Raw genomic sequence first — 22,194 nt, 5'->3', positions numbered from 1 at the left:
CAACTAATTTCTCTCAGCCAGAAACTTCAGCAAAGCCTCAGTCACAAACGACGGATTCTCCAGATTGGAGATATGCCCCGCTTCCGGCACCAGCACACACGGGCAACCAATCAACCCGGCCATTTCCTGCGCCTCCGACGGCGGTCGCGGCTTGTCCTGATCGCCACACATCACCAGCGTGGCGTCAGCCTTCAACTCGCCCAGACGCGGCAACAGATCATCCCGACCAAACGTGATCCGGCCCATCGGCACAATGCTTTGACGCAGGCGCTCCGGCGGCAGCGCAGCCAGTTTCGCGCGGAAATCCTGATACAGCGCCGACTGCGCATCGATGCCCGGACGGAAGAAGATCGGCACGACGATGTCGAGCAACTGCGGGGCAATCACGCCGGTGTCTTCGATCTGTTTGAACAGTGAGAAATAATACTGGCGGGTCGGTTCCGGTTCGACGCCGACGTAGGTGTCCATCAGCACCAGGCCGTTGATTCGTTGCGGAACTGACAGCGCCAGACGCACCCCCCACATGCCACCAACCGACAGACCGACCAACGTGACCCGGTCGATGTCCAGATGATCGAGCAACGCCAGTGCCTGGCGGGCAATGTCATCCAGCGATTGCGTGCCTTCGGGTAGCGGGCCTGATTCACCGTGCCCCCACAGGTCCAGGGCGATGACCCGGTATTGCTGCGACAGCGCGGCGATCTGCGGCGCCCACATGGCCTGGTCCCAGAGGTAGCTGCCGGCGAGCAGCACGGCGGGACCGGTGCCTTGATCGATGAAGTGAAGGGGTTGTCCGTCAATCGTAACGAGGGGCATTGACTGTTTCCTTTGTGAAAACTGGAGCAGGGAGACTGTGCTGCTGTGGTTCCACAGTCAACCTTGTGGTGCTTTAAGAGGCTCCATCGCCAGCAGGCTGGCTCCCACATTTGTCCTGCGAACACAGTTCAAATGTGGGAGCCAGCCTGCTGGCGAATAGGCCCTTACAGACGCTGGAGAATTAAAGCCCCTCCAACTCCGCCATCAAGTCATTCAACCGATCAACCTTGTCCTCGGTGATATCACTCGCCGCCAACCCGTCGATGTACTCCGCCAACTCTTCCACCGTGCTGCACTCGAACATCGCCCGCAACGGCACATCCCGTTGCAGCGATTTCTGCACACGCGACGCAATCTGCGTCGCCAGCAGCGAATGCCCGCCCAGCTCGAAGAAGTTGTCGTGAATCCCCACCTTCTCGACCTTCAACACCTCGGCCCAGATACCCGCCAACGTCTGCTCCAGCTCATTGCTCGGTGCCAGGTAATCCTGGCTCTGCCACTGGCCGATCTCCAGCGCCGGCAGTGCCTTGCGATCCAGTTTGCCGTTGGCGTTGAGCGGCATCCGCTCCAGCCACAACCAGTGCAGCGGCACCATGTATTCCGGCAGCTCGGCGCGCAGGCGTTGCTTGATGCGCTCCAGTCGTTCGCCCGGATTCAATGCCGAATCCGCGGCTACCAGATAGCCAACCAAGTGTTTGCCGTTCACGCCTTCCTGCACCCCGACCGCCGCTTCGCGCACTTCGGGTTGCTCGTGCAGACGCGCTTCGATTTCACCCAGTTCGATGCGGTAGCCGCGAATTTTCACCTGATGGTCGATCCGCCCGACGTATTCCAGCACGCCGTCACTGCGACGGCGCGCGAGATCGCCAGTGCGATACAAACGATCCCCCGGCTCGCCAAACGGGTTCGGCACAAACACCTGTGCGGTGCGCAGCGGATCGCTGACATAACCACGCCCGACACCGGTGCCGGCCACGCACAACTCGCCGACCGCACCCAACGGCACCAGGTCCAGCGCGCCGTCGAGCAGGTACAAACAGTTGTTGTCGGTCGGCGTCCCAATCGGCAGATAGCTGCCGCGGGTCGAGGCCATGTCGACACGGAAGAACGCCACGTCGTCCGAGCATTCCGCCGGTCCGTAAGCATTCACCAGCCCGATGTCCGGGTAGCGCAGCAACCATTGGTGTGCGAGCTCCGGCGGCATCGCTTCGCCCGTCGGCAGCATCCAGCGCAGGCCGTCGAGGCTCATGCGTTCCTGGGCAAGCATGCCCTGAATCAGCGACGGCACGCTTTCCAGCACGGTGATGCCCTGGGCCGACACATGCGCCAGCAAACCCTGTGGATCGTGGGCGATGGTGTTCGGCACGATGTCCACCCGCGCGCCAAACAACGGGGCGGCGAGGAACTGCCAGACCGAAATGTCGAAGCTTTGCGAAGCGGTCTGGGCGATCACATCGGTGTCGCTGAGGTTCAGGTACGGGACCTTGCTCAACTGGTTATTGAGCATCCCGCGCTGTTCGACCATCACACCTTTGGGCAACCCCGTCGAACCCGAGGTGTAGATGACGTAGGCGAGGTTATCCGGACCGCTGTAGAGGCCCAGATTCGCCACCGACACATTGCTCGCCTGCACCTCTTCCCACACCAGCAACCGTGGCCGATTGGCGCAACCGAATTCCTCCAGCAGCGCGACAGCCTGTTCACGACAGGACTGCGTGCACACCAGCAACGGCGTGCGGCTCAGGTCGATGATCCGGCTCAGACGCTGACTCGGCAGCCCCGGATCCAGCGGCAGATAACCCGCGCCCGCCTTGAAGCTGCCGATGATCATCCCGAGCAGGTCGAGGTTACGTTCGGCCAGCAACGCCACCGGTTGATCCAGCCCGACACCGGCCGCCGTCAACGCATGACCGAGACGGTTGCTGCGCTGGTTCAGCTCGACGTAACTGTGTTGCTGATCGAGGCAACGGGCGGCGATTCGTTGTGGATGCAGCGCGACCTGCGCTTCGAACAACGCGACGTAGCTCTGCTCCAGCGGGTAAGCGTGTTCGCTCTGGTTACAGCCGTGGATCAGGAAGTCCTGTTCCTCGGTACCGAGCAATGGCAAGTCCGCCATGTCGCCATGGAAACCTTCCACCAGCGCCAGCAACAAACGCTTGAACTCGCCGAGCATGCGCTCAACGGTCGACTCGTCGAAATAGCGCTGGTCGTAAGACAGGTGCAAGCCCAGGTCATCGCCCGGATAACACACCGCCGTCAGCGGGAAGTTGGTGTGGGTCCGTCCCGAATCCGAGGTTGCATTGAGGCTTTGCGCGCGGTCCAGCACCGAGACTTCCACCGGGGCGTTTTCGAACACGAACAGGCTGTCGAACAGCGGTTGGCCCTTCGGCAATTCGCTGTTTTCCTGGAGGCTCACCAGCGGCAGGTATTCGTACTCGCGCAGTTGCATGTTGCTGTCGAGTAAATCGCTCAGCCACTGGCGAACGCTGCAACGCTGATCGTCCTCGGGCATTTTCACCCGCAGCGCGATGCTGTTGATGAACAGCCCGACGGTACGTTGCATCTCCGGCATTTCCACCGGTCGCCCGGCCACCGTGACGCCGAACAGCACGTCGCGATCACCGCTCAAGCGACGCAGCACCAAGGCCCACGCCGCTTGGGCGAAGGTGTTGATGGTCAGTTGATGGGCCTGCGCCAGTTCACGCAATTGCGCACCGTCGCGGGCATCGAGACGGGTGTAGCGGTCGCCGACAATCATGCCGCCGCTGTCGCCGGCATGTTCACGCAGGAACGGCCGGTCACTCGGGATCGGCGTGGTCCGTTCGAAGCCTTGCAAGTTGGTTTTCCACCACTGCCGTGCCTCGGCCAGGCTCTGGCGTTGCAGCCAGCCGATGTAGTCGCGGTAGCGCGGCGGCACAGCCAACCGGGCTTCGCGACCTTCACCCAACGCGGTGTAGATTTCGAAGAAATCGTTCATCAGCAACGACCGGCACCAGGCATCGATGAGGATGTGGTGGTTGCTCATCATGAACCAGTAGCGCGCCTCGCCCACCCTGATCAAACGCAGGTGGAACGGTGCCTGGTTGAGCAGATCGAACCCGGCTTCGCGCTCGCTTTTCAGCAGTGCTTGCAACTTCGGCTCTTGCTCGGCCTCGGCGATGGCGCTCCAGTCCAGATACTCGATCGGCGTGCTGCCCGGCTTGTGGATAACTTGCAGCATGTCCTCGCCGACGTTCCAGCAGAACGACGCACGCAAGGCTTCGTGACGGGCAATCACCGCTTGCCAGGCCTCGGCGAAACGCTGCGGATCGAGCGCGCTGTTGATGCGGTAGCGGTCCTGCATGTAATAGAGGCCGGTGCCCGGTTCGAGCAAGGTGTGCAGGAGCATGCCTTCCTGCATCGGCGTCAGCGGGTAGACGTCTTCGATGGCGGCGGCCGGGATCGGCAGTGCATCGAGTTGCGCCTGGGTCAGCTTCGCCAGCGGGAAGTCCGAAGGTGTCAGGCCGCCCGCCTCGTCACGCAGGCAATGCTCGATCAGGCTCTGCAATTCCCCGAGGTAGGCGTCCGCCAGCTCGCTGATGGTTTGCGTGTCGTGACGTTCGGCGCTGAAGGTCCAGCGCAGCACCAGTTCGCCGCCATAGACCTGACTGTCGACACTCAGCTCGTTGGGCAGCGGCGCACGCGGGTCGTGGGCGGCGCCGACGGCTTCATCGAGCGGTCGGAACAACGCGTCTGCGCCGAAGCTCTGGTCGAACTGACCGAGGTAGTTGAAGGTGATCGGCGCCACCGGCAACGCGGCCATGGCTTCACGGCACGGCGCATCGGCGAGGTAACGCAACACGCCAAAACCCAGGCCTTTGTGCGGCACGCCGCGCAGTTGTTCCTTGATCGCCTTGATCGAGGCGCCCTGGCCGGCGGCTTCTTCGATGTTCTGCGGGGTCAGGCGCAGCGGGTAGGCGCTGGTGAACCAGCCGACGGTGCGGGTCAGGTCGATCTCATCGAACAGCGCCTCACGACCGTGGCCTTCGAGTTGAATCAACGCCGACTCATCACCGCTCCAGCGGCACAGCACGCGGGCCAACGCCGTCAGCAGCAGATCATTGACCTGCGTGCGATAGGCGCTCGGTGCCTGTTGCAACAACTGTCGGGTGTACTCGGCGTCGAGGCGCACGCTGACGGTTTGTGCATGGCGATTCTGCCGCCCGCCCTGAGGACGCTCGCACGGCAGCCCGGCGCTCGACCCCGCCAGCTGCGATTGCCACCAGCTCAGCTCTTCGCGCAGGGATTCGCTGCCGGCATACGCCTGCAAGCGGGCCGCCCAGTCCTTGAAGGCGCTGGTTTTTGCCGGCAGTTTCACCGACTGTTCAGCCGCCAGTTGGCGATACACCGTTTGCAGATCGTCCAGCAGCACACGCCAGGAAACGCCGTCCACCACCAAGTGATGGATCGCGAAGAACAGCCGTTGCTGGCCTTCGGGACCATCGACCAGCAGCACCCGCATCAACGGCCCTTGTTCGAGGTCGAGGCTGCGCTGGGCATCGGCAAACAGTGGGGCGCATTTATCCATCGTCGACACACGCACCTGCCACAACACCGGGGCATCGGAGACCTTCTGGTGTGTGGCCGACCATTGACCCGCAGTCTGGGTGAAGCGCAGGCGCAAGGCGTCGTGCTGTTCGATCACCGCCAGCAACGCCTGCTCCAGCCGATGAGGTTCCAGCGCAACGGTCGGTTCCAGCAACAACGCCTGATTCCAGTGCTGACGCTCGGGCATGTCGGTGTCGAAGAACCAGTGCTGGATCGGCGTCAAACGCGATTCACCGGTGAGCAAGCCTTGCTCGGCCGTAACCTGCTCGGTGCGGCTGGCCACCGCCGCGAGGGTCTGCACGGTCTGGTGCTGGAACAGGTCACGCGGAGTGAAGTGAATGCCCTGCTGCCGCGCACGGCTGACCACCTGGATCGACAGGATCGAGTCGCCGCCCAGTTCGAAGAAGTTGTCATTGAGGCCGACCTGGGCGACGTTCAGCACTTCGCACCAGATCTGCGCCAGCGTCAGTTCCAGCTCGTTGCTCGGCGCCACGTAGTGCTGACGGCTCAGCTCTGGGTCCGGCGCCGGCAGTGCGCGGCGGTCGAGTTTGCCGTTGGCGGTCAGCGGCATGCTTGCCAGCAGGATCAGGTGCGTCGGCACCATGTATTCCGGCAGTTGCGATTTCAGGTGAGCCTTGAGGACTTCGCGCAATTCGGCTTGTTGTGCTTGGTCCTGCCCGGCCACTTCGGTGACCAGATAGCCGACCAGTTGTTTGCCGCTTGGGGCGTCGAGCGCCAGCACCACCGCTTCACGCACAGATTCATGGTCCAGAAGACGGGTCTCGATCTCGCCCAGCTCGATGCGGAAACCGCGAATTTTCACCTGATGGTCGATGCGCCCAAGATATTCCACCAGCCCGTCGGCGCGCTGCCGCACCAGGTCGCCGGTGCGATAAATCCGCCCGCCATCCGCTGTAAACGGGTTGGCCACGAAACGCTCTGCGGTAATGCCCGGACGGTCGTGATAACCCTGGGCCAGACCGGCACCACCGACGTACAACTCGCCGGTCGCGCCTTGCGGCACCAGTGCCAGATCGGCGTCGAGGATGTACGCCACGCGAGCACCGATCACACTGCCGATCGGCACGCTGCCCATGCCCTCTTCAAGCTGCTCGGGCGCGAGACTGGCCAACGGCATGACCACGGTTTCCGTCGGACCGTAGGCGTTGAAGAACAGGCTCGGCTTGAACGCGGCGCGAATCCGCTGCAGATGTTCGCCGGTCAGGGCTTCACCGCCGGTGATGCACATCCGCACCGGCAGGGTTTCGCCCTGCGTCGCCAGCCACTGCGCCAGTTGGCTGCCGTAGCTTGGGGTAAAACCGAGGATGTTGATGGAGTGTCGACGGATCAACCCGCAGATTTCTTCCGCGTCCCACTGGCCCTGAGCACGCAGGACCACTTGCGCACCGCTCAGCAATGGCACCAGCAGACGTTCGGTCGCGGCGTCGAAATTGATCGAATAGAAGTGCAGCTCACAGTCGTCCGGGCGCATGCCGAAACGCTCGATCACGGCACGGCAGTGCATGGCGATTTCACCGTGGGACACCACCACGCCTTTCGGCTTGCCGGTGGAGCCGGAGGTGTAAATCAGGTACGCCTGATGCTGCGGCAGGCTGATGAACGGCAGCTCGGTGGCCGGGTAGTTGGCCAGTTCCGCGGCGTCATCTTCCAGGCACCAACGGGCCACGGTTGGCGGCAAATCACCGAGGGCGTTGAACATCGCCGCATCGCTGAGCAGCAAACCGACGCCGCTGTCTTCGATCATGTAATGCAGGCGATCGAGCGGGTATTCTGGATCCAGCGGCACGTAGGCGCCCCCAGCCTTGAGGATCGCCAGCAGGCCGACGACCATTTCCAACGACCGCTCAAGCGCCAGGCCGACGCGAACCTGCGGCCCCACCCCACGCTCGCGCAACATCCAGGCCAGGCGATTGGCGCGGCTGTCGAGCTCGGCGTAGCTCAAGGTTTCACCGGCGAACGTCAGCGCCGGCGCATCTTTGCGCACCAGTGCCTGTTCGCTGAACAGGTGATGGATGCACTGATCCAGCCGGTGTTCGCCCGGCTCGACGCCGAGGCTGTCGAGCAGGTTTTGCTGTTCCGTGGCTTCGAGCAACGGCAGTTCACTGAGGCGCTGTTGCGGATCGGCCAACAGCGCTTCCAGCAGATTGCGCCAGTGCCCGGCCATGCGCGCAATGCGCGGTTCATCGAACAGATCGGTGCTGTAAGTCAGGCAGCAACCCAACCGATGATCGAGGTCGGTGACTTCCAGGTTGAGGTCGAATTTGGTCGCCCGCGCATCGTTCGCCAGGTATTCGACAGTCATGCCGGCGAGCGTGCGGCTTTGCTGGAATTCCCAGCGCTGCACGTTGCACATCACCTGGAACAGCGGGTTGTATGCGGCGCTGCGCGGTGGCTGCAACGCTTCAACCAAATGGTCGAACGGCAGGTCCTGATGGGACTGGCCTTCGATCACGGTGTGACGCACCTGCTCGAACAACTCGCCGACCGACATCTGCCCGTCGAGCTGGCAACGCAGCACTTGGGTGTTGAGGAACGCACCGATCAGCCCTTCGCTTTCCGGGCGAATGCGGTTGGCGACGGGCGCGCCGATGCGCAGGTCGGTCTGGCCGCTGTAGCGGTAAAGCAGCACGGCTAGCGCGGCGGTCATGGTCATGAACAGGGTCAGGCCGTTTTGCGCGTTGAAGGCGCGAACCCGTGCGGCGAGGTCGTCGCCCAGGTCGAAACGGAACAGCTCGCCCCGATGGCTTTGCACGGCTGGACGCGGACGGTCGGCGGGCAATTCCAGCAGCGGATGTTCGCGTCCCAGTTGCGCGGTCCAGTAATCGAGCTGGCGCTGACGCTCGCCGGACTCCAGCCACTGACGCTGCCAGACGCTGTAATCGAGGTATTGCACCGGCAGCGGCGCCAGTGGCGATTCGCGGTCATCGACGAACGCTTCGTAAAGCGCACTGAGCTCCCGGGCGAAAATGTCCATCGCCCAGCCTTCGGTGACGATGTGGTGCAGGGTCAACACCAGGTAATGTTCCTGCTCGGCGGTCTTGACCAGACAGGCACGCAACAGTGGACCGGTTTCCAGATCGAAGGGCTGATGCGCTTCGCTTTCGGCCAATGCCTGAACCCGCTGTTCGCGCAAGTCGGTGTCCAGCGCGGAGAAATCCTTCCACTGCATACGCATCCCGGTTTCCGGGTGCACGCGCTGTTGCGCTACGCCGTCGATGCTCGGGAACGTGGTGCGCAGGGTTTCGTGACGCATGATCAGCGCCTGCAAAGCCATCTCGAAGCGCCCGACATCCAGCACCCCGCGCAACCGCGCCATACCACCGACGTTGTAGGCCGGACTGTCCGGCTCCATCTGCCAGAGGAACCACATACGCTGCTGGGAATAGGACAGCGGCACCGGTTGGCTGCGGTCGACCTTTTCAATCGGCGGTTGTTTGTTGGTGTGGCCGCCGGCCTGAATCTGTTGAACCTGTTCGGCGAATGCGCCCAGTTCACTGTTTTCAAACAACGCGCGCAGCGGCAATTCGACGTCACAGGCCTGACGGGTGCGGGAGATGATTTGCGTGGCCAGCAGCGAATGACCGCCGAGGGCGAAGAAGTCGTCGCGCAGGCCGATCTGCTGCAGGCCCAGCACCTCACGCCAGATTGCGGCGATCTGCTGTTCAAGTTCAGTGACCGGCTCAATGTGTTCGCGTACCTGCCAATGCGGTTCCGGCAAGGCGCGGCGGTCGAGTTTGCCGCTTGGGCTGAGGGGCATTTCGTCGAGGCGCATCAGTTGCGCCGGGACCATGTATTCCGGCAGCTCGGCCGCCAGCGCGGTGTTCAGGCGTGCGGTTTGAGTGTCTTCGGATTCACGGGTATCGGTGACGGTGTAGTAGCCGATCAATTGCCCGCCAGCGGCAGTTTCACGCACCAGCACCACCGCTTGTGCGACACCGTCCTGCGCCAGCAGGCGCGCTTCGATTTCTTCCGGTTCGACGCGGAAGCCGCGCAGTTTGACCTGCTGATCGAGACGGCCGAGGTATTCGATCACGCCATTGGCAGTCCAGCGTGCACGGTCGCCGGTACGATAAAGGCGTGCGCCCTGCTCGCCCAATGGATCGACGACAAAGCGTTCAGCCGTCAGGCCCGGACGCCCCAGATAACCACGGGCCAGGCCGATGCCGCTGATGCACAACTCGCCGGGCACACCGGCCGGCACCGGGTTGAGCTCGCTGTCGAGCACGCGGCAGATCACATTGCCCAACGGACGGCCAATCGGCGAGCGCTCGCCATCGGCCGCGCTGCACTGCCAATGGGTGACGTTGATCGCGGTTTCGGTCGGACCATAACGGTTGTGCAGTTGCACGGCCGGCAGTTGTTCCAAAACGCGGTTGCGCAGTTCCGCCGGCAGGGCTTCGCCGCCAGAAAATACGCGGCGCAGGCTGGTGCATTCGGCGGTGAGCGGTTCGTCGATGAACAAGGCAAGCAACGGCGGCACAAAGTGCAGCGTGGTCACGCCGTATTGCTGAACAAGCTGGGCAATGCGATGCGGATCGCGGTGTTCACCGGGACCGGCAATCAGCAAACGTGCCCCGGTGATCAGCGGCCAGAAGCATTCCCACACCGACACGTCGAAACTGATCGGCGCCTTTTGCATCAGCACATCGGTGTCGTTCAGGCGATAGGTGTCCTGCATCCATTGCAGGCGTTCGGCGAGCGCCGCGTGGGTGTTACCGACGCCCTTCGGCTGACCGGTGGAGCCAGAGGTGTAAATCACGTAAGCGAGGTTGTCGCCGTGCACATGCAGGCCCGGCGCCTGGCTTGACCAATTCTCCAGATGCAGCGCATCCATGGCGATCACGCTGACGCCATCGGTGGCCGGCAGCCGGTCGAGCAATTGGCTTTGCGTCAGGAGCAACTCCACGCCACTGTCGCTGAGCATGTAGGCCAAGCGTTCGGCGGGGTAATCCGGGTCCAGCGGCACGTAGGCACCGCCGGCCTTGATGATCGCCAACAGACCGATCAGCAACTGCGGCGAGCGTTCGGCGGCGATGGCCACGCACACGTCCGGGCCGACGCCTTTGTCGCGCAAGTAATGCGCGAGGCGGTTGGCCTGGGCGTGCAGTTCGGCGAAGTCGAGGTTGCCGCCGTCCCACATCAACGCCGTACGTTCCGGGGTCCGGCGGGCCTGTTCGCCGAGCAGTTCCGGCAGCCATTGGCTGGCCGGTGTGCACGGTGCGGCGCTCCAGTTTTCCTGCTGATCGTGCTCGCTGGGCGCCAACAATTGCAGGTCGCCGACGGCCGTTTTCGGTTGCTCGCAGATGGCGCGCAGCAGGTTACTGAAATGCTCGGCCAACCGCTCGATGGTGCTGGCGTCAAACAGTTCGCTGGCGTAGTCGAACGACAGGCTCAGGCGACCGTTACGGTCTTCCTCGCTGTGCAATTGCAGGTCGAACTTGGCTTCGCGGCTGTGCCACGGCAATTCTTCGGCGAGCAGACCGGGCAAGCGGCGCAATGCGCTCAAATCCCGTTGCTGGTGGTTGAACATGACCTGGAACAAGCCTTGTTCGCGAGCCTGCGGGAACGCTTCCAGCAGTTGTTCGAACGGCAAGTCCTGATGCGCTTGGGCACCCAAGGCCGCCTGACGGGTTTGCGCCAGCAGTTCAACGAACGGCAACCGCGAATCCACTTCGGCGCGCAGCACCTGGGTGTTGATGAAGAAGCCGATCAGGCCCTGGGTTTCCAGGCGTGGTCGGTTGGCGTTCGGCACGCCGATGCGAATGTCGCGTTGGCCACTGTAGCGGTGCAGCAGGCTCTGGAACGCCGTGAGCAACAGCATGAATGAGGTGGAATCGTGGGCCTGGGCAGTCTGGCGAATCGCCTCGCCAAGGGGGGCGGCCAAACGCACGGTATGGCGTGCGGCGCTGTGCAGGTGTTGCGCCGAACGCGGATGATCGGTGGTCAGGCTCAGGGTCGGATGCTCATCGCCCAACTGCGCTTTCCAGTAGACCAGTTGCCGTTCGCCCTCGCCTTGCGCCAGCCATTGGCGCTGCCAACTGCCGTAGTCGGCGTACTGGGTCGGCAATGGCGCGAGCGTTGCCGTTTGCCCTTGGGACGCAGCGGCATACAGGCGCGAGAATTCGTCGATCAGCACGTTCAGCGACCAGCCGTCGGCAATGATGTGGTGCAACGTCACCAGCAGTTGGTGATTCTCATCATCAAGGCGTACCAAAGTCACCCACAACAGCGGGCCTTTCTCCAGATCGAACTGGGTACGCGCTTCGTCCTCGCGGATTTGCTGCGCGCGGGCTTCACGCTCGGCGACGGGCAAATCGCTGATGTCGATCAGTTGCAGGTTGAATTCGCCAGCGGCATCGACCTGTTGCAGCGCCACACCGTCACGTTCGAAGAAGCGTGTGCGCAGGGATTCGTGGCGTTCGATCAGTTGCTGGAAACTGGCGCGCAAGGCGTCTTCGTCCAGTTCACCGCGCAAACGCAAGGCACCGGGAATGTTGTAGGCGCTGCTGTGCGGGTCGAGCTGCCAAGTGATCCACAGACGGTTTTGCGCGAGGGATTGCGGCAGCGCTTCACTGCGCGACAACGTGCCGATCGCGCCTTGGGCCAGGCCGCCGTCCTGTTGTTGCTGCGCGACCGCGGCGGTAAACGCGCCGAGCGTTGGCGCTTCGAACAACAGGCGCAGGTTCAGCTCCAGACCGAGTTCTTCGCGCAAACGCGCCACCACCTGAGTGGCGGCGATGGAGTTGCCGCCGAGCAGGAAGAAGTGGTCATCGGCGTTGACCTGCTTGACCTGCAACTGCTCAGACCAGATCTGGCCGATCAGGGTTTGCAACTCGGAAGCCGACTCGGTTGTTGCTTGGTTTTCAGGGGTCGCCGACGGGAACACCGCGTAGCTGTCGAGACTGCCCTCCGCCAGGCGATTACGGCATGCCGAGCGTTGCAGTTTGCCGCTGGAAGTCTTGGGCAATGCCCCCGGATTGAGCAACACCACCACGCTCGGCGCTTCCTGATACACCTCGGCCACAGCTTGGCGAATGGCTTTGATCAGCGCTTCGGGCGGGAGGATTTTCTGCACGCTGCGGCTGATTTCCGTGGCGATACCGATGCCTTCCTGACCGTCGATGTTCACGGCGAACGCGGCGACACGACCTTTGCGCACCACTTCCACTTCACGCTCGATGGTCTGCTCGATGTCTTGCGGGTACAGATTGTGCCCGCGAACGATCAGCATGTCCTTCAGGCGACCGGTGATGAACAGCTCACCGTCGCGCATGAAACCCAGGTCGCCGGTGCGCAGCCAGGTTTTTCCGGCGTGCTGGACGAAGGTCTTGGCGCTGGCTTCGGGGTTGCGCCAGTAGCCGTGGGCGATGCTCGGCCCGGAGGCCCAGACTTCGCCGACCGCGTTGTCGGCCAGCTCGGTAAGCGCCGACGGATCGACAATCAGCACCGAGTGATCCGGCTGGCTGATGCCGCAACTCATGATCGCGCTGCCTTCGCCCGGTTCGGCGCGATGTTGCGCCAACGCCTGATCGTCCACCCGCAGATTTCCGATGCCTTCGCCACGCGGTGTGCCGGCGACGAACAACGTGGCTTCCGCCAAACCGTAGGACGCCATGAAACTGTCCGGGGTGAAACCGCAGGTCGCGAACTTCTCGGCGAAGCGGTCCAGAGTGTCGAGACGAATCGGTTCGGAACCGGAATACGCCACGCGCCAGGCGCTGAGGTCGAGGCGCTCCAGCGCCGATTCGCTGACCCGCTCGCTGCACAGTCGATAGGCAAAATCCGGCCCGCCGCTGATGGTCCCGCCGTACTCGCTGATCGCTTCGAGCCAGCGCAACGGCCGGCCGAGGAAGTACACCGGCGACATCAACACGCACGGCACGCCGCTGAAAATGGGTTGCAACAGACCGCCAATCAAACCCATGTCGTGGTACAGCGGCAGCCAGCTGACGATCACGTCATCCGGGTTCAGGTCGATGCCGAAACCGTGGCGGATCAGCCGTTCGTTGGCGACCAGGTTGCCATGGCTGACTTGCACGCCTTTTGGCAACGCGGTCGAGCCGGAGGTGTATTGCAGGAAGGCGATGTGATCGCCTTCGAGATTTGGTTCGATCCACTTTGTGGCCAGTTCACCGTCGAGGGTGTCGACGCACAGCAGCGGTGGCGCGCCTTCGATGTGCAGTAACGCGTCGCGCAGGCCGGCGCTGGTCAATAGCAGACGCGGTTCGGCGTCGCTGATGATCGACAGCAGGCGATCCTGATGGTGGCGCCTGGCCGATTCCGGCGGATAGGCCGGCACCGCAATCACGCCCGCATACAGGCAACCAAAAAACGCCGCGACGTAATCCGGACCGCTGGGAAACAGCAGCACCGCACGATCGCCGAAATCAGTTTCGGCCTGCAACGCGCCGGCAATGGTGCGCGCCCGTTGATCCAGTTCGCGATAGCTGAGTACCACCGACTGATCCGGGGTTTCGGCGAGAAAACGCAAGGCCACCCGATCCGGCGTCAGGGCCGCGCGGCGCTGAAGGGCTTGGACCAGTGTGCCAGGTATTTCGAACGCGTCGGTCATGAGGTTTCCTGCCTGAATTCGGCTTGCAAGTGGAATCGGTTTTCTGACGTCACGCCCCTTCAGGGGCATGCAGGACGCGGTCTTCGCCGACCGCGCAAGGCATTGGGAATGCTGTTTTGGCCGGGGCTTGCGCCCGGAGCCATTCACCAATGAGAACGGATGACGTCTTGAAATAATTAGTCGACGGGCTGGATCGTCAACGGGGGCGCGGCTGCGGCAAGCGGGCGCGACAGCGTGTCGCAGTTCTCACTGCGCACCTTTGAAGAGCATTACTTCTCTTTCTCAATTGACAATCATTATCATTCAGAATAATTTGGCGCTCGATGTGTAGGACGGCTCCGCTCCTCTTGCCGTCCCACGACCCTATTTGCAGCAAGGTGATTTCCATGACGGAACAAGTATCCACAAGCAGGTGCGATTCACCGCTACTTCAGGCATTCGTGGACAATCGACTGATTCTGGTCAAGATTGCCGCCCGTATTACCGGCTGCCGGTCACGTGCCGAAGATGTGGTTCAGGATGCGTTCTTCCGCCTGCAATCGGCGCCGCAGATCACGTCCTCGATCAAGGCTCAGCTCAGCTACCTGTTCCAGATCGTGCGCAACCTGGCGATCGATCACTACCGCAAACAGGCGCTGGAGCAGAAGTATTCGGGGCCTGAAGAGGAAGGGCTGAACGTGGTGATTCAAGGCGCATCGCCGGAAACCTCGCACATCAATTTCTCGACCCTGGAAAACATCGCCGACGCGCTGACGCAGCTGCCCAGCCGCACCCGTTACGCCTTCGAGATGTACCGCCTGCACGGTGTGCCGCAAAAGGACATCGCCAAGGAACTGGGTGTTTCGCCAACCCTGGTGAACTTCATGATTCGTGATGCGCTGGTGCATTGCCGCAAGGTGTCGGGCAGTCGGGCGGATACCTTCGCCCGTCGTTGAAAGCTGAAATCGAATCGCCCCCATCGCGAGCAGGCTCGCTCCCACATTTGATCTCTGCCTTTCACACATTGTGTGATCACAGAAGATCCCATGTGGGAGCGAGACCGGCTTGCCGGCGATGACGGACCCAAGACCGGTGCAGGTCTTGAGCCTTATTTATCAAGCCAAATCACACCGCTCGAAAAACCGCTCCCGCCCCAACACCATCAACGCCGCGCGCTTGTGCGGGAAGTCGAACTCTTTCTCGCAATGAAACCGCTGCCCCTGCATGTACCCGATCATCTTCGCGTTGTCCGCACGCGGCTCGGCGACCACTCGCCGGGTGCGTGGATCGTCGAGCAACAGGTAATGCGTCAACGCCGATAACCAGCTCGCCACCTTGTGCGGACCGCGGTGATTTTCCTCGCCGACCAGCATGTGAATGCCACGGTCGTAATCGTCGACATCGTAGAACGGCGCAATGCGATCCTCCTTGGCCCAATAGGCTTCGAAATAGGCAAACGGCTGATCATCGAAACAGCCGATCAACGTCACGGTGTGAGGATCGGCGTCGAGTTTGCTCAGGTATTCACGATGCTGTTCAAGGCTGCCCTCCTCCTGCCAGAAACTCGCCACCCGCGCACTGTTCTGCCAACGATTGAACCGCGCCAGGTCCAGGTCGATGTCCAGCGTTCGCAGGGAAATCCAGGCACCCAGGCGCGCATCAAAACGCCGATAAACCTCACCGCGCGGTTTGACCGGGCGCAACGGGTGACGCTTGCCCCCGCTGATCACCATTTGCTGTGGGTAGCTGCTGGTCAGCGACGTGCCCAGCCAAGGCTGCGGCAACTGCCAGAACAGCGTGCGCTCGCAGCGATACTGGCCAGCGAGTCCGTTCGGCACCAGCAAACCGCTGAGCAAGGCTTCGGCGGGGGCTTCATCAAGGTGCCAGGTCAGGCGCTGGCAGGCCGGGTCACGGGCAAACAGCCAATAACCGGCAGCCCACACGGCCTGAGTGTCGACGCGCGCCTCGACGCGCACCTGCAACTCCGGCTCACGGGTCAGTTGCAGCGTAATCAGCAGCTGTTCGTCAAGACTCAGGCTCAGCCGGTTTTCGGTTTCATCCGCGACAAGGCGGCTGCCTGTCGGCAAGGCCAGGGCAGTCAGGTCATTCAGATTGGGCATGGGTCGGGCTCGCGATAATCGTCGACAGTTCAACGAAGTGACGTGAGCCAGTGCGGAAAATTTAAGGGCAGTCGGCCAATACGCTGCCGGGCGACGCGAACTCAGTTGCCCGGAACCGGTACCACGGCGATCTTGTACGGATCGAAAATCTTCAGCATCTGGCCGTTGTCCCGCAACCCTTGCAGCAACTTGCCGAAGGCAACACCACTGATGGGCGCCGCCGGGCGGAGAATGGCGTAGTGGTGATAGACCTGATCGACACGCTCGGACACCAGCAGTTGATCGGCGACTTTCTCGTTGCGCAGCAGGTAATCGCTCAGGTAGGAGCGCGTCACCAGGGCAATGTCGGCGCGCCCGCGCAACACCATCAGCAGGTTGCTGTCATGGGAATAGGTCAGCGTAGCGTTGTAGTTTTGCGCGAGGGCTTTGGGGTCGGCATTGAAGTTGGCGAATTCATAGTGGTAGCCGCTGAACAGTGCCAGACGCTTGCCGGCGAGTTCGGCGAAGTAGTTCTGCTGACGATTGGGAATCCGTTGCGCGACAAAAATCTCGGCATCTTCCAGCCCCATGTCGACGCTGATGTGGGGAATGTCCTTCCAGCCCCAGTTCGGGTTCTCGAAAATGGCCATGTCCACCCGGCCTTGCTTGAAGTCACCGAAGCGCCGCGGAATGGACGTCGGCACCAGCACAAACTGATAGTCGGTTTGCAAGGCATTGAGCGCCTCGACCAATTGCGGCAACAGGCCGGTGTCGGCGCCGGATTCAGGGCGTACGGTGTAGGGTGGAAAATGCGCGGCACCGACCCGCACCAGTTGCGCCGCCGGGGAGGGCAATACCCAAAGCGCTGCAAGCGCCGCGAGAAGAAGCCGTGAGGCCGTCCGAATTGGCGAAGACATCAAAACAACCCACTCCCCAAAAAAATACTCATCAATGCATTCAAGCTAGGCGGTTTCGGCCACTTAGCCAGTTTCCTGCGGCTGCGGGCAACACTATTGTTTTTCTTCAAGCACCAGAGTCAATGCCTCATCGGCCAATTGATCGAGATTCATGCTTCCATCCGCGCGATACCACGTCGTGGTCCAGGACAGCGCACCGGTCAGAAAACGCCGGGTAATGAACACATCCCCGCGGATGAATCCCGCGTCCTTGGCCTCCCCCAGCACCTGCAGCCAGAGGTCTTCATAGATGTCGCGCAGCGCCAAGACCTTCGCCTGCCCGTCCTCGGACAGCGAACGCCATTCATACACCAGCACCGCCATGGCCTCGCCGCTGCCGCCCATGATCGACTGCAACTCACAGCGAATCAGCGCCAGCACCCGCTCGCGCACGTTTTCGGCTTCGGCGATCGCGGCCCGCATCAACGCGGTGTTGTAGCAAATGGTTTCCTCCATCACCGCCCGCAGGATCTCGTCCTTGCTTTTGAAGTGATGAAAAATACTCCCCGACTGAATGCCCACTGCGCCGGCCAGATCACGCACCGTGGTGCGCTCATAACCTTTGTTGCGGAACAGGTGAGCGGCCACTTGCAGCAGTTTTCCACGGGCGCTGTCCGGGTCGGTCAACTGGCCGCTGTCGACCAGTTCGCGCATTACCCTCAGGGCTTTTTGCTCGTCCACCCGTTCTCTCCTACAGTCGATCAGTCATATGCACCGCTCTGCGCTAAAACAGTGGGGTTGCGCGGGCAATTTAAGCTGGCGAAGACAACCAAGCAAGCGCTCGGGCCGAAGATATTTAAGACGTTTACAAACCAAGCGCTTGCTTGGTAGTCTCGATGCACGTCTATGGGAGGTGGCTATGGAAAGGGCTGTGCCTGAAACTGTTCGCATCGGTTGCGCCAGCGCCTTCTGGGGCGACACCTCGACCGCCGCCGCGCAACTGGTGGAAGGTGGGCATCTGGATTACCTGGTATTCGATTATCTGGCCGAAATCACGATGTCGATCATGGCCGGGGCGCGGATGAAAGATCCCCAGACCGGCTACGCCAGCGACTTCATCGAAGTCCTCAGCCCGCTGCTCACGCAGCTCGCCGCGCAGAACATTCGCGTCATCAGCAACGCCGGCGGCGTCAACCCACTGGCCTGTGCCGCGGCCCTGCAAGCGGCCTGCGACAAGGCTGGCGTGGCGCTGAAAATCGCCGTGTTGCTGGGCGATGACCTGCAACCGCAGTTCAAACGCCTGAGCACCGGCGGCCTTCAGGAAATGTTCAGCGGTGCGCCCCTGCCGCCGATGTGCGTTTCAACCAACGCCTACCTCGGTGCACCCGGCATAGTCGAAGCCTTGCGCCTGGGCGCGGACATCGTCATTACCGGGCGCGTGGTCGACAGCGCCGTGGTCAGCGCCGCGCTGGTGCATGAGTTCGGCTGGTCCTGGCACGATTACGACAAACTCGCGCAAGCCGCACTCGCCGGTCACCTCATTGAATGCGGCGCCCAGTGCACCGGCGGCAACTTCACCGATTGGCGCGACGTGCCCGACTACGAACACATCGGTTTCCCCATCGTCGAAGTCAGCGCCGACAGCCAGTTTATCGTCAGCAAGCCCGAAGGCTCCGGCGGCCTCGTTACGCCACTGACCGTCGGCGAGCAGATGCTCTATGAAATCGGCGACCCGCAGGCCTATCTCCTGCCCGATGTGGTCTGTGATTTCACCCGGGTCAAACTTCAGCAACAAGGCAAGAATGCAGTTCACGTGCATGGCGCCAAAGGCTTGCCGCCGACCGCTCAATACAAGGTCAGCGCGACGTATCCGGACGGTTTTCGTTGCACCGCCAGTTGCCTGATCGCCGGGATCGACGCGGTGGACAAGGCGCGACGCGTCAGCGAAGCGATCATCAACAAGACCTCGGAAATCTTCAGTCAGCGCGGGTGGGCACCCTACAGCGAAGTCAATATCGAACTGCTCGGCAGCGAGGCCACGTACGGTCCCCATGGCCAGCGTCAGGACAGTCGCGAAGTGGTGATCAAACTCGCCGTGCGCCATCCGAATAAACAGGCGTTGATCGTGTTCTCCCGGGAAATCGCCCAGGCCGCCACCGGCATGGCGCCGGGGCTGACCGGGATCGTCGGCGGACGGCCGACGGTGTATCCGCTGATCCGGCTGTTCTCGTTCCTCATCGACAAAAGCGCCTGCACGCTGGACATTGATCTCAACGGGCAACGCCATCCATGCGCCCTGCCCACCCTCGACGCGCTTGCCACCGCGGACTTGCCGGTACCGATCGACCCACCGAAACCCACCGGTCGCGCCGATGCCAGCGTGGCGCTGATCAAACTGGCGGTCGCCCGCTCCGGTGACAAGGGCAATCACAGCAACATCGGCGTCATGGCCCGCGAGCCCGAATACCTGCCATGGATCGCCGAGGCCCTGACCCCGGCCGTGCTCGTCGACTGGATGCGCCACGTGCTCGACCCGGTGCACGGTCGCGTCGAGCGCTGGTATTTGCCGGCCACCCACAGCCTGAATTTTTTGCTGGAAAACGCCCTTGGCGGTGGTGGCGTGGCCAGTCTGCGGATCGATCCGCAAGGCAAAGCCTTCGCTCAACAATTGCTGGAGATCCAGATTCCGGTGCCGCAGCGCATCGCCGACCAGGTCAACTAGAGGACTGCCGCCGTGGCCTACGATTCGATTTTCAAAGCCGATCTGTTTGCCGGCCAAACCATCATCGTCACCGGCGGCGGCAGCGGCATTGGTCGCTGCACAGCCCATGAACTGGCGGCCCTTGGCGCCCATGTGCTGTTGATCGGACGCAAGGCCGACAAACTGAAAGGTGTCGCCGCCGAGATTGCCGAAGACGGCGGCAAGGCTGACTGGATGACCTGCGATATCCGCGAGGAAGAAGCGGTCACGCATCTGGTCAGCGAACTGATCCGTCAACACGGGCCGATTCACGGATTGGTCAACAATGCCGGCGGGCAATACCCGTCGCCGCTGGCTTCGATCAATCAGAAAGGTTTCGAAACGGTGATGCGCACCAACCTGGTCGGCGGCTTCCTGATGGCCCGGGAAGTGTTCAACCAGTCCATGAGCAAACACGGCGGCGCCATCGTCAACATGCTCGCCGACATGTGGGGTGGCATGCCCGGCATGGGTCACTCGGGCGCCGCCCGCTCGGGCATGGACAACCTGACCAAGACAGCCGCGTTCGAATGGGGTTATGCCGGGGTGCGGGTCAACGCCGTCGCGCCGGGCTGGATCGCCTCCAGCGGCATGGACACGTATGAAGGCGCGTTCAAAGCCGTGATTCCAACCCTGCGCGAACACGTGCCATTGAAACGCATCGGCACCGAGTCAGAAGTCAGCGCGGCGATCGTGTTCCTGCTCAGCCCGGCCGCGGCGTTTGTCAGCGGTAGCACCTTGCGCATCGACGGCGCCGCGAGCCTGGGCGGTCGGGCGTGGCCGATCCACAAAGCGACGAACAGTGAGTCGTACAACGGTTTCCACCGCGCTTACTTACCCGACGTGCTCAAGGACAAGGAATAAGCCATGCCGGTGATTCAGTCGCAAGTCGACCCGAACAGCGAACAGTTCGCCCGGAACCGTGCCGCGATGCTGGCCGGGATCGAGCAGGTCCGTCAGCTCGAACAAAACCTGCTGAACAAAGCGGCCGAAGCCAAACCGAAGTTCGACAAGCGCGGGCAATTGCTGCCCCGTGAACGCCTCAATCTGTTGCTCGACCCCGGTGCGCCGTTCCTCGAACTGGCGAGCCTGGCCGGCTACAAACTGCATGACGACAAGGACGGCAGTTCGGCGGGCGGCGGCTTGATCGCCGGGATCGGCTATGTGTCCGGCGTGCGGGTTCTGGTGGTGGCGAACAACAGCGCGATCAAGGGCGGGACGATCTCCCCCAGCGGCTTGAAAAAATCCCTGCGCCTGCAACAGATCGCCATGGAGAACAAACTGCCGGTGATCACCCTCGCCGAAAGCGGCGGCGCCAACCTCAATTACGCCGCAGAGATTTTTGTCGAAGGCGCGCGCAGCTTTGCCAATCAGGCGCGGATGTCGGCCATGGGTTTGCCGCAGATCACCGTGGTCCACGGTTCGGCCACGGCGGGCGGCGCTTATCAGCCAGGTCTGTCCGACTACGTGGTGGTGGTGCGTGGCAAAGCCAAACTGTTTCTCGCCGGCCCGCCGTTGCTGAAAGCCGCGACCGGTGAAGTGGCCACCGACGAAGAACTGGGGGGTGCCGAAATGCACGCGCAAACCGCCGGCACCGCTGAATACCTGGCCGAAAACGATGCCGATGGCGTGCGCCTGGTGCGCGAGATTGTCAGCCTGTTGTCATGGAATGAGCAGTTGCAGTGGGTCCCCGAACGCCGCTATCAAGAACCGCTCTACCCCATCGAAGAACTGCTCGGGCTGATCCCGGACGACCCGAAAAAACCCTATGACGTTTGCGAAATCATTGCGCGAATCGCCGACGGTTCGAACTTTCTCGAGTTCAAGGGCGAGTTCGATCAACAGACCGTCTGCGGCCATCTGCAGATTCAGGGTCGCGCCTGCGGATTCATCGGCAACAACGGCCCGATTACGCCCAAAGGGGCAAGTAAAGCCGCGCAATTCATCCAGCTCTGCGATCAGAGTCAGACGCCACTGCTGTTCTTTCACAACACCACCGGGTTCATGGTCGGCACCGAGTCGGAACAGCAAGGCGTGATCAAGCACGGCGCAAAGATGATTCAGGCGGTGGCCAACGCCCGCGTGCCAAAACTGACCATTGTCGTCGGTGGTTCCTATGGCGCCGGCAACTACGCGATGTGTGGCCGTGGCCTCGACCCACGCTTCATCTTTGCCTGGCCCAACAGCCGCACGGCGGTGATGGGCGGCGCACAGGCCGGCAAGGTGCTGCGCATCGTCACCGAGGCCAAGCAGCTCAAGGACGGTTTGGTGCCCGACCCGAAAATGCTCGACATGCTGGAGCAGGTCACCGCGCAGAAACTCGACAGCCAGTCCACCGCGCTTTATGGCAGCGCCAGTCTGTGGGACGACGGACTTATCGACCCACGGGACACCCGGACCCTGCTCGGTTACTTGCTGGACATCTGTCATGAGGCCGACGTGCGGCCGCTGCAAACCAACAGTTTTGGCGTAGCCCGGTTCTGA

At 62.3% G+C, this 22,194-nt stretch carries 9 protein-coding genes; 4 read left to right on the top strand and 5 right to left on the bottom strand.

Translation table 11 applies throughout. From position 1 onward, the window contains the following. Nucleotides 1-3: 3 nt before the first annotated feature. Nucleotides 4-816 (bottom strand): alpha/beta fold hydrolase, encoded by an 813-nt coding sequence (locus Q7W83_RS06935; protein WP_150632193.1) that lies wholly within the window; start codon nt 814-816, stop codon nt 4-6. A gap of 181 nt (nt 817-997) precedes the next feature. Then, nucleotides 998-13,996 (bottom strand): non-ribosomal peptide synthetase, encoded by a 12,999-nt coding sequence (locus Q7W83_RS06930; RefSeq protein WP_473655829.1) that lies wholly within the window; start codon nt 13,994-13,996, stop codon nt 998-1,000. 386 nt (nt 13,997-14,382) lie between these two features. Between Q7W83_RS06930 and Q7W83_RS06925 the strand changes: the two genes are divergently transcribed. Next, nucleotides 14,383-14,931, top strand: a complete 549-nt coding sequence (locus Q7W83_RS06925) for an RNA polymerase factor sigma-70 (RefSeq protein ID WP_150632195.1) — start codon at nt 14,383-14,385, stop codon at nt 14,929-14,931. 159 nt (nt 14,932-15,090) lie between these two features. Here the strand turns inward: Q7W83_RS06925 and Q7W83_RS06920 are convergent, their stop codons facing one another. From Q7W83_RS06920 to Q7W83_RS06910, 3 genes are all read right to left on the bottom strand, one after another. Further along, on the bottom strand, nt 15,091-16,095 hold the full coding sequence (locus tag Q7W83_RS06920; protein ID WP_473655828.1) for a GNAT family N-acetyltransferase: 1,005 nt from the start codon (nt 16,093-16,095) through the stop codon (nt 15,091-15,093). A gap of 101 nt (nt 16,096-16,196) precedes the next feature. Then, entirely contained in the window at nt 16,197-16,991 is a 795-nt protein-coding gene (locus Q7W83_RS06915; RefSeq protein WP_191623699.1) for a substrate-binding periplasmic protein, read from the bottom strand. A 93-nt stretch (nt 16,992-17,084) separates the two neighbouring features. Beyond that, nucleotides 17,085-17,711 (bottom strand): TetR/AcrR family transcriptional regulator, encoded by a 627-nt coding sequence (locus Q7W83_RS06910; RefSeq protein ID WP_150632198.1) that lies wholly within the window; start codon nt 17,709-17,711, stop codon nt 17,085-17,087. A 190-nt stretch (nt 17,712-17,901) separates the two neighbouring features. On the opposite strand from Q7W83_RS06910, the gene Q7W83_RS06905 reads away from it, so the two are divergent. The 3 genes from Q7W83_RS06905 to atuC are packed head-to-tail and all read left to right on the top strand — an operon-like array spanning nt 17,902 to nt 22,194. Next, on the top strand, nt 17,902-19,692 hold the full coding sequence (locus Q7W83_RS06905) for an acyclic terpene utilization AtuA family protein (protein ID WP_473655827.1): 1,791 nt from the start codon (nt 17,902-17,904) through the stop codon (nt 19,690-19,692). Nucleotides 19,693-19,704: 12 nt separating this feature from the next. Further along, a complete protein-coding gene (locus tag Q7W83_RS06900; RefSeq protein WP_473655826.1) occupies nt 19,705-20,574 on the top strand; it encodes an SDR family oxidoreductase in 870 nt (289 codons plus the stop codon). 3 nt (nt 20,575-20,577) lie between these two features. Further along, entirely contained in the window at nt 20,578-22,194 is a 1,617-nt protein-coding gene (atuC, locus tag Q7W83_RS06895; protein ID WP_150632201.1) for a geranyl-CoA carboxylase subunit beta, read from the top strand.

The organism is Pseudomonas sp. 300, assembly GCF_055803035.1.
Note: the sequence above shows the minus strand (reverse complement) of the source record. Positions and strands in the feature narration are given on the sequence as shown.